This is a genomic window from Paenibacillus sp. J22TS3 (genome assembly GCF_018403205.1).
Lineage (GTDB): Bacteria > Bacillota > Bacilli > Paenibacillales > Paenibacillaceae > Fontibacillus > Fontibacillus tuaregi.
Genome location: NZ_BOSF01000011.1, coordinates 54,778 through 68,960 on the forward strand (window position 1 = coordinate 54,778; position 14,183 = coordinate 68,960).

12 protein-coding genes and 1 other RNA gene are annotated in these 14,183 nt (G+C 48.1%); 10 read left to right on the forward strand and 3 right to left on the reverse strand.

All coding sequences use genetic code 11. The features are described from left to right. Positions 1 to 25 precede the first annotated feature (25 nt). The 10 genes from KJS63_RS24305 (at position 26) to ssrA (ending at position 11,327) form a co-directional block, all read left to right on the forward strand. On the forward strand, positions 26 to 1,207 hold the full coding sequence (locus tag KJS63_RS24305) for a phosphoglycerate kinase (RefSeq protein WP_068613026.1): 1,182 nt from the start codon (positions 26 to 28) through the stop codon (positions 1,205 to 1,207). A gap of 30 nt (positions 1,208 to 1,237) precedes the next feature. Beyond that, positions 1,238 to 1,990, forward strand: coding sequence for a triose-phosphate isomerase (tpiA, locus tag KJS63_RS24310; protein WP_068613030.1), 753 nt, complete (start codon positions 1,238 to 1,240; stop codon positions 1,988 to 1,990). A 1-nt stretch (position 1,991) separates the two neighbouring features. Continuing rightward, a complete protein-coding gene (gene gpmI, locus KJS63_RS24315; protein ID WP_068613033.1) occupies positions 1,992 to 3,542 on the forward strand; it encodes a 2,3-bisphosphoglycerate-independent phosphoglycerate mutase in 1,551 nt (516 codons plus the stop codon). A 27-nt stretch (positions 3,543 to 3,569) separates the two neighbouring features. Further along, entirely contained in the window at positions 3,570 to 4,859 is a 1,290-nt protein-coding gene (gene eno / locus KJS63_RS24320) for a phosphopyruvate hydratase (protein WP_213621451.1), read from the forward strand. Positions 4,860 to 5,168: 309 nt separating this feature from the next. Beyond that, on the forward strand, positions 5,169 to 5,615 hold the full coding sequence (locus KJS63_RS24325; protein WP_213621452.1) for an OsmC family protein: 447 nt from the start codon (positions 5,169 to 5,171) through the stop codon (positions 5,613 to 5,615). A gap of 604 nt (positions 5,616 to 6,219) precedes the next feature. Then, positions 6,220 to 6,453, forward strand: coding sequence for a preprotein translocase subunit SecG (secG, locus tag KJS63_RS24330; RefSeq protein WP_068613042.1), 234 nt, complete (start codon positions 6,220 to 6,222; stop codon positions 6,451 to 6,453). A gap of 236 nt (positions 6,454 to 6,689) precedes the next feature. Further along, positions 6,690 to 9,380: a ribonuclease R gene (rnr, locus tag KJS63_RS24335; RefSeq protein WP_213621453.1), complete on the forward strand. Its 2,691-nt coding sequence runs from the start codon at positions 6,690 to 6,692 to the stop codon at positions 9,378 to 9,380. Between the two features lie 166 nt (positions 9,381 to 9,546). Further along, positions 9,547 to 10,086, forward strand: a complete 540-nt coding sequence (locus KJS63_RS24340) for a GNAT family N-acetyltransferase (protein ID WP_213621454.1) — start codon at positions 9,547 to 9,549, stop codon at positions 10,084 to 10,086. Positions 10,087 to 10,267: 181 nt separating this feature from the next. Continuing rightward, positions 10,268 to 10,750 (forward strand): SsrA-binding protein SmpB, encoded by a 483-nt coding sequence (smpB, locus tag KJS63_RS24345; protein ID WP_068613045.1) that lies wholly within the window; start codon positions 10,268 to 10,270, stop codon positions 10,748 to 10,750. A gap of 212 nt (positions 10,751 to 10,962) precedes the next feature. Continuing rightward, positions 10,963 to 11,327: a transfer-messenger RNA gene (gene ssrA, locus KJS63_RS24350) on the forward strand. 548 nt (positions 11,328 to 11,875) lie between these two features. On the opposite strand, the gene KJS63_RS24355 is transcribed toward ssrA, so the two are convergent. The 3 genes from KJS63_RS24355 to KJS63_RS24365 all read right to left on the reverse strand — a co-directional run bounded on the left by KJS63_RS24355 (position 11,876) and on the right by KJS63_RS24365 (position 13,997). Then, on the reverse strand, positions 11,876 to 12,208 hold the full coding sequence (locus KJS63_RS24355; RefSeq protein WP_213621455.1) for a hypothetical protein: 333 nt from the start codon (positions 12,206 to 12,208) through the stop codon (positions 11,876 to 11,878). A gap of 143 nt (positions 12,209 to 12,351) precedes the next feature. Further along, positions 12,352 to 13,614 (reverse strand): M56 family metallopeptidase, encoded by a 1,263-nt coding sequence (locus KJS63_RS24360; RefSeq protein ID WP_213621456.1) that lies wholly within the window; start codon positions 13,612 to 13,614, stop codon positions 12,352 to 12,354. Next, complete coding sequence (locus tag KJS63_RS24365; protein WP_213621457.1) at positions 13,611 to 13,997, reverse strand: BlaI/MecI/CopY family transcriptional regulator; 387 nt, start codon at positions 13,995 to 13,997, stop codon at positions 13,611 to 13,613. Before KJS63_RS24365 ends, KJS63_RS24360 begins: the two co-directional genes overlap by 4 nt. Positions 13,998 to 14,183 lie beyond the last annotated feature (186 nt).

Below are 14,183 nucleotides of genomic sequence, written 5' to 3' on the forward strand. Positions count from 1 at the left end.
AAGATTATTTAGGAGGAACGTGGAGATGACCAAGAAAAGTGTACGTGACGTCGAAGTAAATGGAAAACGCGTGTTTGTGCGTGTGGATTTCAATGTGCCGCTCGAGAACGGCAAGATTACAGATGATACCCGCATTCGGGAGACACTTCCAACCATTAAGTACCTGATCGAGAATGGGGCAAAAGTGATTCTGGCGAGCCACCTTGGACGTCCAAAGGGTGAGTTCGTGGATTCCCTTCGTCTGACACCAGCTGCAGAGCGCTTGTCCGAGCTGCTTGGCAAACCGGTAGCCAAAGCGGATGAGGCTGTAGGCGAAGCAGTTAAAGCTAAAGTTGATGCTTTGAACAATGGCGATGTTCTTGTGCTTGAGAACGTCCGCTTTTACCCAGGTGAAGAGAAGAACGATCCTGAGCTTGCAAAACAATTTGCGGAGCTTGCCGATCTATTCGTGAATGACGCATTTGGCGCGGCCCACCGTGCCCATGCTTCGACCGAAGGTATCGCTCACTTGATCCCTGCCGTTTCCGGTCTTCTGATGGAGAAAGAGCTGTCCGTTCTGGGTAAAGCACTTTCCAACCCTGAACGTCCTTTCACTGCAATCATTGGCGGTTCTAAAGTGAAAGACAAAATCGATGTAATTGACAACCTGTTGACTCTTGCAGACAACGTTCTGATCGGTGGCGGTCTGTCCTATACGTTCTTCAAAGCCCAAGGCTATGAAGTAGGACAATCCCTGCTGGATAAAGAGAAGCTGGACGTGGCTCTGGGCTTCATCGAAAAAGCGAAGAAGCTTGGCAAGAACTTCTTGCTTCCGGTTGACGTGGTCATCTCCGATGACTTCAGTGCCGATGCGAACACTGATATTGTAGGTATCGACGGTATTCCTTCCGATTGGGAAGGCGTGGATATCGGACCGAAGACCCGCGAGCTGTATGCGGATGTAATCAAGAACTCCAAGCTGGTTGTATGGAACGGACCTATGGGCGTATTCGAAATCGAACCATTCGCTGGCGGTACGCGTGCGGTAGCTGAAGCTTGTGCGGAGACTGAAGCTTACACCATTATCGGTGGCGGTGACTCTGCAGCGGCAGCCGAGAAGTTCCACCTGGCTGACAAAATGAACCACATCTCTACTGGCGGCGGCGCTTCCCTTGAGTTCATGGAAGGCAAGAAGCTTCCAGGCGTTGAAGCCTTGAACGATAAGTAAAACTGAAATACCAGACAAGGAGTGAGCCTTTTGAGAACACCGATCATTGCAGGGAACTGGAAAATGTTTAAAACCGTTTCCGAAACAAAAGCATTCTTTGCGGACGTTAAAGGCAAAGCGGAAGTAGAAGGCGTAGAGAGCGTAATCTGCGCTCCATTCACCAACCTTCCGGCTTTGGTGGAAGCGGCAAAGGGAACCTCGATTAAAATCGGCGCCCAGAACCTGCATTTCGAAGATGAAGGTGCCTTCACCGGTGAAATCAGCGGAGCAATGCTGAAAGAACTTGGCGTGGATTATGTCATTATTGGGCATTCCGAGCGCCGGGCTTACTTCGGTGAGACAGATGAAATCGTCAATAAGAAGGTGCATGCCGCATTCAAACACGGCATTACACCGATCCCATGTGTGGGTGAGAAGCTGGAAGAGCGTGAAGCTGGCCAGACTAAAGATGTGGTTAAAGTTCAGACTGAAGCCGCTCTTAAAGGCCTTTCCGCTGAGCAAGCGGCTCAGGTTGTTATTGCTTATGAGCCGATCTGGGCGATTGGAACAGGCAAGTCTTCCACCGCACAAGATGCGAATGAAGTCATCTCCTTCATTCGTTCGATTGTAACGGATCTGTACAACACAGATGTAGCATCCAAAATCCGCATTCAATACGGCGGCAGCGTGAAGCCTGAGAATGTGAAGGAATATCTGGGACAAAGCGATATCGATGGAGCGCTCGTAGGCGGTGCAAGCTTGCAGCCTGCTTCTTATATCGCGCTTGTCGAGGGGGCAAAGTAAGATGTCAGCACCAAGACCTGTAGCACTGATCATCATGGACGGTTTCGGACTTCGCGGTACGGAAGAAGGCAACGCGGTTGCCCAGGCGAAGAAACCGAATTACGACAGATACCTGAAGATGTACCCGAACACCACGCTTACAGCATGTGGGGAAGCGGTAGGCCTGCCTGCCGGGCAAATGGGGAACTCTGAGGTAGGACACCTTAACATCGGTGCCGGCCGGATCGTCTATCAGGACCTTACCCGGATTGACAAATCGATCCGCGAGGGTGAGTTCTTTACGAACCCGACGCTGGTTGAGGCTGTGCGCAGTGCCAAGACAAACGGCAAGAAGCTTCATCTTTATGGGCTTCTGTCCGATGGCGGCGTACACAGTCATATTGACCATTTGTTTGCTATGCTGGACCTGGCGAAGAAGGAAGATATGCACGAAGTGTATATCCACGCATTCCTGGATGGCCGCGATGTAGCCCCAGACAGTGCAAAGGGCTTCCTTCAGAAGCTGGTGGCTAAGATTGAAGAAGTGGGCGTTGGACGGATCGCAACCGTTCAAGGACGCTATTATGCCATGGACCGCGACAAGCGTTGGGAGCGGGTGGAGAAGTCCTACCGTGCCATCGTCTATGGAGACGGACCAAAATATACGGATCCAATTCAGGCAGTTACGGAATCCTATGAGAAGTCGGTTTATGACGAGTTCGTTGAGCCGACAGTGATCGTAGACGGCTCCGGTAACCCGGTAGGACTGGTTGAGTCGGGAGACTCCGTAGTCTTCTTGAACTTCCGTCCTGACCGTGCAATTCAGCTGTCCCAAGTGTTCACCAACACGGACTTCCGCGGTTTCGACCGTGGTCCTAAGTTCCCGGTTGGACTGCACTTCGTATGCTTGACACTGTTTAGCGAGACCGTTGGAGGCTTTGTAGCCTATGAGCCGAAGAATCTCGACAACACACTGGGTGAGGTTCTCGTTCAGCAGGGCAAGACCCAGCTGCGGATTGCCGAAACCGAGAAGTATCCGCACGTAACCTTCTTCTTCAGCGGTGGACGGGATGTTCAGCTTGAAGGGGAGACTCGCGTTCTGATCAACTCCCCTAAGGTGGCAACGTATGACCTGAAGCCGGAGATGAGCGCTTACGAGGTTGCGGAAGCGGCAGTGAAAGAGATTGAGTCGGACAAACACGATGCGATTATCCTGAACTTCGCCAACCCGGATATGGTAGGTCACTCCGGTATGCTTGAACCAACGATCAAAGCGGTTGAAGTGACCGATGAGTGTGTCGGTAAAGTCGTGGATGCCGTATTGGCCAAAGGCGGGGTCACCATTATTATTGCTGACCACGGTAACGCCGACATGGTATTTGATGAGCAAGGCCGTCCGTTCACTGCACATACCACAAATCCGGTACCGTTCATTGTGACGTCCGAAGACGTGATTCTGCGTGAGAGCGGCATTCTGGCCGATGTGGCCCCTACCATCCTGGATCTGATGGGACTTCCACAGCCTGCGGAAATGACCGGACAATCCATGATTGCCAGCCGTAAATCGAAATAACATTTTAAATAAAAAGGAGACTTTAACATGACTATTATCTCTGACGTATATGCACGCGAAGTCCTTGACTCCCGCGGTAACCCTACAGTTGAAGTTGAAGTATATCTGGAATCCGGCGCTATTGGCCGTGCGATCGTGCCATCCGGCGCATCCACAGGCGCACACGAAGCTGTTGAGCTTCGCGATGGCGACAAATCCCGTTACCTCGGTAAAGGCGTTCTGAAAGCTGTTGAGAACGTGAACGAAATCATCGCTCCAGAAGTTATCGGTATGGACGCGCTTGATCAACTGGGTATCGACAAATTGATGATCAACCTGGATGGCACGCCGAACAAAGGCAAGCTGGGCGCTAACGCGATTCTGGCTGTGTCCATGGCGGTTGCCCGCGCTGCTGCTGATGCTCTTGATCTGCCGCTGTATGTATACCTTGGCGGATTCAACGCAAAACAACTTCCAGTTCCAATGATGAACATCGTTAACGGTGGCGCACATGCCGACAACAACGTTGACGTACAAGAGTTCATGATTCTTCCTGTAGGCGCTCCTTCCTTTAAGGAAGCTCTTCGTACAGGTGCAGAAATCTTCCACAGCCTGAAGTCCGTACTGGGCAGCAAAGGCCTGAGCACTGCAGTAGGTGACGAGGGTGGATTCGCTCCTAACTTTGGTTCCAACGAGGAAGCTTTGACTACAATCATCGAAGCTATCGAAAAAGCCGGCTACAAACCAGGCGTAGACGTATTCCTGGGTATGGACGTAGCTTCCACAGAGTTCTACAAGAACGGTAAATATGAGCTTGAAGGCGAAGGCAAATCTTACACTTCAGCTGAGTTCGTAGACCTTCTGGCTTCTTGGGTAGACAAATACCCAATCATTACCATCGAAGATGGCTGCTCCGAAGACGACTGGGAAGGTTGGAAGCTGCTCACTCAGAAACTGGGCGACAAAATCCAATTGGTTGGTGACGATTTGTTCGTAACTAACACTGAGCGTCTGGCTAAAGGTATCGAAGAGAACATCGGTAACTCCATCCTGATCAAAGTAAACCAAATCGGTACTTTGACAGAAACTTTCGATGCCATCGAGCTTGCTAAACGCAACGGATATACTGCTGTAATCTCCCACCGTTCCGGTGAGTCCGAAGACAGCACAATTGCGGACATCGCGGTTGCAACGAATGCTGGCCAAATCAAAACGGGTGCACCTTCCCGTACAGACCGTATTGCGAAGTACAACCAATTGCTCCGCATTGAAGATCAGTTGAATGAGCTTGCTCAATACAACGGTCTGAAATCCTTCTACAACTTGAAAAACAAATAAGAAACGGACCATTCCGTTTCTGACATAGCTTAGAGACCTCAGAGGTGCCCGAATGGGTGCTCAGCTGGGGTCTCTTTGTCTATACGCCTCTAACCTTTAAACTTTGAATTTTGGAGTAGGGAGTGCGCAGCCGTTAAATGCAAAACTCCGAGGGTAAGAATGATTTTGCAGAACCGTAAATTCAGATCCAATAATTTAAAACCGTGGTATGCCAATCTTAGCACCAAAACCTTAAGTACAATACTTTGTGGGCAGGGATGGGGCTGTAGTTAGAAAATACCAAGTTCACTGATGTAAGGAGACATAGGGATGAAACACATCTTCAAGCTTGAAGGTACATGGAATGGCGGACGCAACAGTGAGGGAACGATTGAAGCGGGGAACTTGAAGACCCGGATATCGATCCCGGAGGGAATGGGAGGTCCTGGTGTAGGCACAAATCCCGATGAAATGTTGCTCGGGGCTGCGGCCACTTGTTACCTGATCACGCTGGCCGCGATGTTGGAGCGGTCGGGCATAGAGACTGTCAGCCTAACGCAGATCTCGGAGGCGGTGGTCGACGTAACGAACAATATTTTCACATATGAAAAGATCATTCACAGACCTCAGATAGTTCTTAAGGCAGGTAGTGGGGAAGAAGAGTTACGTAAAGCCCGTCTGCTGGCGGAGAAAGCTGAAGGCTCCTGCATGATTTCAAGAGCGGTAGCTGGGAATGTTGAGCTGCAGACAGAACCGATGATCTTGGTGGCTGAATGATGGTTGGCTGATCGGCATCCTTTAGCAAGATTAATGTGGAAGTGTAGACGAAGAGCCGGGGATTGAAGCGGCTAAAAAAGTGTCGGCTCTAAGCCGAACTTTGGAGAGTGTCGCTAAATAATGGCGGTGGGTAGAGAGTTAGCTTGAATTTCTGTGCATCGTTCGACTTCTCCCGTGCGCTTGGTGCGTGTTTCAGGGATGCTTGGTACAACGCTGTTTAAACCAACGAGATGCTGTATCCCAGGAAGCAATACGGCTAGCTTGGTGGGGAAACTGGGGGCGTCTGTTGATTTGTCCGTGAATTAGTAGGGATTAGGGACGGCAGGAATTGTTCGCGAAAATGAGAAGGTGTTGAATACAGGTGGTCTGTCAGACGATCTTTCAGGTTAGCTGTACGGTGGAAAGAATTCATTGCAGTTAGGATTATGGATCTGTGTTAAAACTTCGAAGAACGGTAATCTAAAGCGGATGTATATTGTTTTCGCAGGTAAGCTATGGTACACTATAAATGCTGTTTATGTGTACATATTGGCCTGCCTGGTTTCCTTTATCTGGGAATGGGGAGGTTCTCATAGATGGTGATCACGCTTAGGAGGTGGATTGAATGGATATCTTATTGAAAGTGCTGCTCATTATTTTCTCTATCGGTCTGATTGCGGTTGTTCTTCTGCAAAAGGGAAAGAGCGCGGGTCTTTCCGGTGCCATCTCCGGGGGCGCTGAACACCTGTTTGGTAAAGCTAAGGCGCGCGGAATGGAACTTGTTCTTGAGCGTCTGACCATAGTCATGGCCGCAGGGTTCTTTATCCTGTCGATTGCAGTAGCCGTCATTCTTAAATAGTAGAACATGTGTAACAGAGCCTTCGTTTTCCGGTGAAAACGGGGGCTTTTTTTGTGCGTATGAAGCTTGGTTGGGTAATGATAAATAACATGCCTGGTATGAAGCGGCCGAAGCAGACACCGTTTTACACGGAAACGGATGCAGTCGGTTGATTTCGTGTATACTAGGGTATATACAAGAAGGGTAATTCAGGAAGATTACGACAGCTTGTGTACAAGCCATCCCGAGGTGAAACGATGATAACGGAATCAGATTTACTTAATTTTATGCGGGAGACCGCCTATAAACCGATGACATATCAAGAGCTTGAGAAGCATTTTGGCATCAGCAGCGCGGCTGATTTCAAGGAGTTCCTGAAGCTTCTTAACCATCTTGAGGAAGAGGGCAAAATCATACTGACCGAGACGAACCGCTACGGGGTTCCTGAGCGGATGAGTCTGCTGCGCGGGCGCCTGCAGGTGCATGCCAAAGGTTTTGCTTTTCTGATTCCTGAGAACCGGGAACATCCGGATGTCTATATCCATGCCAACGATCTGAAGAGTGCCATGAATGGAGACATTGTTCTTGGCCGGGTAACGTCAAAGAGTAGTGGCGGCGGCAAGCTTGAGGGTGAGGTCGTGCGGATTGTACAGCGGGCTGTAACCCAGGTTGTCGGTGTGTTTCAAAATAACGAGGTATATGGCTTTGTTATTGCTGATGATAAGCGGATTAACAAAGATATCTTTATCCCTAAGGGTGCTTTCAACGGCGCGGCGGATGGGGAGAAGGTTGTGGTGCGCATTGTGCGCTATCCGGAAGGCCGTTCAGCAGCGGAAGGGGAAGTCATCGAAATTCTCGGTCACAAGGATGATCCGGGAGTAGATATTCTCTCCATTATCCGCAAGCATCAGCTTCCCGAGTCGTTCCCGGAAGAGGTTCTGGCCGAGGCACTGGATGCCCCGGATACGATAGAAGAAGAGGAAATTCGCAAGCAGAACCGGCGGGACCTGCGGGACAAGATTATTGTCACCATTGACGGCGAAGACGCTAAGGATCTGGACGATGCGGTCAATGTGGAGCGGCTATCTAACGGCAACTTCCGTCTGGGAGTTCATATCGCTGACGTAGGCTATTATGTGCGGGAGAACTCCAAGCTCGATCAGGAAGCGTATAACCGCGGCTGCAGTGTGTATTTGGTGGACCGGGTTATTCCGATGCTGCCGCACCGGTTGTCTAACGGCATTTGCAGCTTGAATCCGAAGGTGGACCGGTTCACACTGAGCTGTGAGATGGAGTTTAATGAGCAGATGAAGGTCGTGAAGCATGATATTTTCACGAGTGTGATCCGTACGAAAGAGCGGATGACCTACACTAACGTGCGCAAAATCCTTCAGGATGAGGACCCGGAAGTGACCGAGCGCTATAGCGATCTGGTCCAGAACTTCAAGGATATGCAGGAGCTGGCCCTGAAGCTGCGGAACAACCGGATACGGCGCGGAGCGGTGGACTTCGACTTCGAGGAGTCGAAGGTGATCGTGGATGAGAACGGCAAGGCCGTGGATATTATCAAGCGGGAGCGTTCCATTGCCGAGCAGATTATTGAGGAGTTCATGCTGGCTGCGAACGAGACGGTCGCTGAGCACTTCCACTGGCTCAAGGTTCCGTTTCTCTACCGGATTCATGAAGACCCGGACCAGGAGAAGCTGATGAACTTTATGGCGTTCATCGCCAACTTTGGATACTCGGTTAAGGGGAAAGGCAACAAGGTACATCCGCGTGCCCTACAGACGCTGCTGGAGGACATCAAGGGCACGAAGGAGCAGACCGTCATTAGTACGATGATGCTGCGCTCGATGAAGCAGGCGAAATATGACTCAGAGAGCACCGGCCACTTCGGCTTGGCGGCTGAGTATTACTCGCACTTCACTTCGCCAATCCGCCGCTATCCCGACCTTGTGATCCACCGGATCATCCGGGAGGTAATCGAAGGTGGCGGAGCGCTCACAGAAGCGCGTCAGGAGTATTTGGCGAGCCGGATGCCGGATATTGCCCAGCAGTCTTCGGAGCGTGAGCGTGTGGCCGTAGAGGCCGAGCGTGATACTGAAGCGCTGAAGAAGGCTGAGTACATGCTTGATAAGGTCGGAGAAGAGTTCCCGGGCATCATCAGCAGTGTAACAAGCTTTGGCATGTTCATCGAGCTGGAGAATACGGTAGAAGGCCTGATCCGCCTCAGCGCGATGACGGATGACTATTATAACTTCCACGAGCAGCACATGGCTCTGATCGGCGAGCGCACCTCCAAGATATATCGTATCGGCGACGAGGTGAAGATCCGAGTCGTGCGGGTGAACATGGACGACCATACGATCGACTTCGAGATGGTCGATATGAAGCCGCGCCGCCGCGAGGGTGGAGCGCGCGGCGAGGGCTTTAGCGGCGGCCGCGGAGGCAAGGCCGGCGGCAGGGAAGACCGCGGCGGCTTCGCAGGCCGCGGGGGCAAGGGCCGCGGCAAGGACAAACGCCGCGGCGGCGGTAAAGGAGGCCCCGGCGAGGTCTTTACCGCCGGGGATAGCGCCGGCGCCGGGCGCAGCAAGCGCCGCGGCGGGGAAGCGGCTTCCGCGCAAGGCGGGAAGCCGGGCAAGCGTGGCGCGTCCGGCCCTGGCGAGGCCGCGCAGGCCGCGCCTACCCGGAGCTTTGGCTTCGGCTCCGGGAAGGGCGGCTATAGCGGCGGCAGCCCGTCTGCTGGAGCGACGGGCGGCGGCGCAGGCTCGCGGCGGAAGCATGCGACCGCGAGCGGGATCTTCAGCCCCGGCGGCAGTGAGGCCGGGGGCGAGGGCGAAACGCCTAAGCGCAAGAAGCGCAAGGGCGGCAAGAAAGGTGGCAGCGGCAAGAGCAAGGGCGCTGCCAACAATGCGACAGCCGCTTTTGTGAGGAAGAAAAAGAAATAAGCAGCATGAACCGCCAAGATTTTATTGTCAAATATACAGGCAATAGCTTGGCGGTTTTTTATAGATCATTGCAGCTGTACATAGTGCATATATATTAAAGGTTGACGGAGGTTTAATTGATTGAGTCTTATTTGCTTTTATTTATAGTTAAAGGGAGTATTACATAATGAGGATTACGGTGGAATTAACCTCCATAGATAAAGCATATATAATTAAGAACTTATATCCCTTATTTTTGTATGATTTATCCGGGCATTATGGTAATCATCCGAACCGCCATGGCATCTATGAAGATAGTGACGAGTTCAAGACATTAAGTGATCAATATGATATCCAGAATATATGGTGGGAAAAACCGGGCGTGTTATTTCCTTTCTTAATTTGGGTAGATGAGACACCAGCAGGCTTCATTTTAATCGCTACACCGCCCCATTGTAATAAGGGGATTGATTATTTTGTAAATGAATTCTTCTTGCTTCAGTCGTTTAGGGGCAGGGGGATAGCCGAAAAAGCAGCGGTAGACGTGTTTGAGCAATTTAAAGGGAAATGGGAGCTGTTTACCAATCCCAATGAGAAAAATGTAATAGGGCAGAAATTTTGGAGGAAAACCATATCGAATTATTGTAAGGGCGATTATGTGGAGGAATATGGGGACACTTTTGATGGTTATAAACTCATTTTTCGGTTTGATAATACTGGAAAATAGTTCTTTTAGAAGGATGATAGTTACCGGGGGTGTCCGGTGTAAGATAGATGCTGGATGCGGCTTGATTTAGGCGGGGTGGATTTGATACAATAATTTAACCTGCATGAATTCCTTTAGGAGTGAAACATAAGCAATATGTTTAAGGCCAAGGAATTCGTAGAACGTTTGAAGGAGTGAGAACATGGGTAGTAAGAAAAGTGACGGGAAAGTTCTGGCTCAGAACAAGAAGGCTTCCCATGATTACTTCATCGAGGATACGTTTGAAGCGGGCATGGTGCTGACCGGGACGGAGATCAAATCTCTCCGAATGGCGCGGGCGAACATTGGGGATGCTTTTGCAACCATTCGTAACGGTGAGATTCATATCCACAACATGCATATCAGTCCGTTCGAGCAGGGCAACCGTAGTAACCCAGAGGACCCGACACGTACGCGCAAGCTGCTGATGCACAAGGCGCAAATTCATAAGCTGCTCGGCTTGTCGAAGCAGGAAGGTTATGCGATTGTACCGCTGAAGGTGTATATCCGCAATGGCTATGCGAAACTGCTGATTGGCCTCGGCAAAGGGAAGAAGCAGTATGACAAGCGCGATACGGCCGCGAAGCGGGATGCTCAGCGTGATATCCAGCGTGCGCTCCGGGAGAAGCAGAAGATCGCGAGGTAGCTTCTTTTGCCGAGATAGCACTTGAAATTTGTGGTGGCGTAGTTCCCTTAGCTGGTTCCGTTTCCGGGAAATGACTCTGTTTGGTGAGGCTGTGAGCTTTTCCAACAAGTCCATAAGCATTTAGGTTATATGTTATGCTATACTAATTGATGTACCAAGGATTACAGCACTTGTGCTCGCTAATCTGTTAATCCATACCCTTTTCTTATTGAGGGGGCGTTTATGGATTCGACGGGGGTAGTTCGAGCATGGGTAGCGGGTAGTGGGGACGCGTCCGCTTCATCAACGCTAAAGCCAATTAAACGGCAAACAAAACAACAACTTAGCTTTCGCAGCTTAATAACCTGCGTGCTAGCTCTACCCCTGCATCGCCCATGTGCCGGGAATAGGGCCCAACTTTAGTGGGATACGCTGTCACATCTCCGCCTGGGGTGTGCTGAAGAAGACAATCAGGCTGACCTTTCTGGAAGCCGGTTACGGGGCGTCTAGATCGGTGACATCAAAACTGTGACTACACCCGTAGACACCTATGTGGCGTTGCCTTCGGACAGGGGTTCGACTCCCCTCGCCTCCATTGCTAAAAACCCTGTACGTGATTTCAACGTCTGTGCTTTAAAGAAAATGCTTGCCGTAAAGGCAAGCATTTTCTTTGTTGCGGCCTGGCATGGTGCTCGCCCTGTCTCTGACAGGTACTTTTGTCGATACGCTTTTACGTACGGATTCCGCCGTACGCAAGTATCCTAGCTACGCAGGGACTTGGCTCCTGCGACCGAACTTTCACCGGCTAGAAGATGCGTACTTGGCTGGGCACGCTGTTAGGCAAAAGGTGCGTAGTCGGGGGTTTATGAGATTGAAGATCATCAGCCTTCTAAGCTTAATTATTAGACTGGATAAAAATCAGACAGCGGCGGACCAAGACTTGAAAATAAAGTCTTAGACTGCCGCTGTTGTCTTTGAAATCCCTCGGTACGATTCAGTTTCCTCAAGAATGCTCGCTTATTCGCAGGATATCACCTTCTGGTATATGATGATCCGGAGCTACCAGGTATGACAAATCTTTATTAATACGAACCCATTATTTCATAATCAAGCCCTTGTCACTCGAACAAGGGCTTGATTATGGCACTAATACTTTCTAAGTTCTATATCCTCTGTCATAAAGATGGACTTCACAACGCCATTCTCCATTCCAAAATTAAGGTAATAAACATCGTTAGTTGATTTCTGAGCTAAATTGTTGTCTGAAACAATAACATCTGGATAAGCCTTTTTCACCTCTTCCTCAGTACTGCCAATTTTAATCCCTCTAGGGGTGCTTCCTGAAAATGGACTTGTGGCTTGAATTGCATAAACAGGGTCAAGGGAAACGGAAAATCCTTGTTTTTTATAAATCCATTCTGGATCTCCAATTCCGTGAACAATGGTCTTTTCACTTGGTTCACCAAACTTCTCAATCAATTTCTCACTTGAATCCCCGAACTGTATGTCACCAATTTTCATGTCAGTAAGGGTTAAAGGCTTCTGTTGATATGGACCCGGATTAACACCTCGATTGTTTAACTCAATAGAACTTATGGTGTTGTTGGATTGTAATTCAAATTTTATTGTTGGGTAGTATTGGTTAGAAGATTCTGGTCCTTTAGTTTTGCCGTTTCCTTTGTTAGTAATCCGGGAATATCGTCCTCATTGCCCTTTGATGCATTTTCTTCTCGATTAGAACTTTGTGAAGAAATATTCCCTGGCTTAGATGTTGCATTGTTACTTTGACCATTTACTATGTTCGTACAGGCAGATAATATCGTAATTGCACCAATCAACAACAGAACTGTACAGAAAGGAACGATTCCATTCCGTTTCTTTTTAACACTTAATACATTCATAAATCTTTGCTTCATTTCATACTTCCTTCCTGAAAAGTTTGTTGAAAGAGCTGTATTGGGTACATTGCCATTCTGCATAGCTGATAAAATAGCTCGACAATACTCTTTTCGATATATTAAGCTTTGTTTTTGTACAACCATATCATCACAACAAATTTCAATCTCATGGTTTGCTTCTCGTACCATAAACCAAACGAAAGGATTAAACCAGTGAATCCCATTAACTATAATGAGCAACAGTTTATAGATAATATCATGTCGTTTATGATGAATAAGCTCATGTCTTAAAATGAATTCCAGTTGTTCATCATTATAGTTTTCATGTGGTAAAAAAATATACGGTTTATTAAAGCCTATTAACATCGGATTCGGAACCTTTGCACTTGTTAATACGCTAATAGATGATGCTTTTACCTTCATCTCTTCAACGAGTTGTATAACGATTTCTTCCATATGTTTATTTACTATGGGGCTGCTCCAGCGCAAAGCCTGCCTTTTGAACAAGTAATAACCTATAAAGTGATACAACCAAAATACAATAGCACCAACACACCAAGCAAATGAAATCAATTTTATTAACGAAAACGTTTGGCTTACCGTTTCTGTTTCTTGTTTAGCTTCAGGCGTAGTCATTGATTGGTTCATCTGTTCGTTCAATCGCTCTGTCATTGGCTGAGTAGTTGCGATTGTAGTGGATTGAGAAGCGGGTATTGTGGTTTGTTCACTAGGAGAAGCATTAGGTAATACGGAATCTTTTTTAAATGCTTCTAAGCCACTAGGCAATTGTATTGAAATTAAACTTTTCTCGAATGAAAAGTTAAAAGGTAGCAGTAGGCATATTGCTAAAACCATCCATATCCAAGACCGCCATTTTGCTGCATAACGTTTTCTTAGTAATGGTGAGGAAATCATTAACACAATAATAACTAAACTTATTGATACGGAGATGATTAAGTAGTTCACAAACAGCTTCGTTAGCATCATGATTCCTTCCCTTTGACTCGATCAATCATTTCCTTCAGTTCTGCAAGGTCATTTTTATCAATTGCCTTCCCGTTGTATAGGGACATCACCATGTTTTGAATTGAATTATCAAATAGTTTAGCAAGCGTGGATTTACTTTCACTCTCTTTATATTCCGTTTCGGAAATCAAGAAACTGTACCTATTACTACGACCTTCTTTTTCACAGCGCAAAAATCCTTTATCAACAAGCCTTGATAATACGGTCATTAAAGTAGCCAACGCCCATCCTCTTTTATCCTTTAACTGTTCTAAAATATAAGAAGAACTTACTTGATCTTTTGACCTCCAAATAACGAGCATAATTTCTAGTTCAGCATCCGGTAATCGTTTAATATTATCCATAAATAAATGATTCACCCCTTTATACAGTTGTATAATCTAAATATATTATACGACTGTATAATCAAAAACCAAGTTAAATTTTTGAGATCATTTTTGATTTTGTAGTTCACAAATAAAAAAACACACCACCAATGTGAGTGTAATATGTTTCCCCTTTAAATCCCCCTCCTCTCAATTATCGTTAAA

Excerpts from the sequence above, each read along its gene's own strand:
- KJS63_RS24305 (WP_068613026.1), top strand. The coding sequence starts at position 26 with ATGACCAAGAAAAGTGTACGTGACGTCGAAGTAAATGGAAAACGCGTG.
- gpmI (WP_068613033.1), top strand. The coding sequence starts at position 1,992 with ATGTCAGCACCAAGACCTGTAGCACTGATCATCATGGACGGTTTCGGA.
- eno (WP_213621451.1), top strand. The coding sequence starts at position 3,570 with ATGACTATTATCTCTGACGTATATGCACGCGAAGTCCTTGACTCCCGC.
- KJS63_RS24325 (WP_213621452.1), top strand. The coding sequence starts at position 5,169 with ATGAAACACATCTTCAAGCTTGAAGGTACATGGAATGGCGGACGCAAC.
- secG (WP_068613042.1), top strand. The coding sequence starts at position 6,220 with ATGGATATCTTATTGAAAGTGCTGCTCATTATTTTCTCTATCGGTCTG.
- rnr (WP_213621453.1), top strand. The coding sequence starts at position 6,690 with ATGATAACGGAATCAGATTTACTTAATTTTATGCGGGAGACCGCCTAT.
- KJS63_RS24340 (WP_213621454.1), top strand. The coding sequence starts at position 9,547 with ATGAGGATTACGGTGGAATTAACCTCCATAGATAAAGCATATATAATT.
- smpB (WP_068613045.1), top strand. The coding sequence starts at position 10,268 with ATGGGTAGTAAGAAAAGTGACGGGAAAGTTCTGGCTCAGAACAAGAAG.
- KJS63_RS24360 (WP_213621456.1), bottom strand. The coding sequence starts at position 13,614 with ATGATGCTAACGAAGCTGTTTGTGAACTACTTAATCATCTCCGTATCA.
- KJS63_RS24365 (WP_213621457.1), bottom strand. The coding sequence starts at position 13,997 with ATGGATAATATTAAACGATTACCGGATGCTGAACTAGAAATTATGCTC.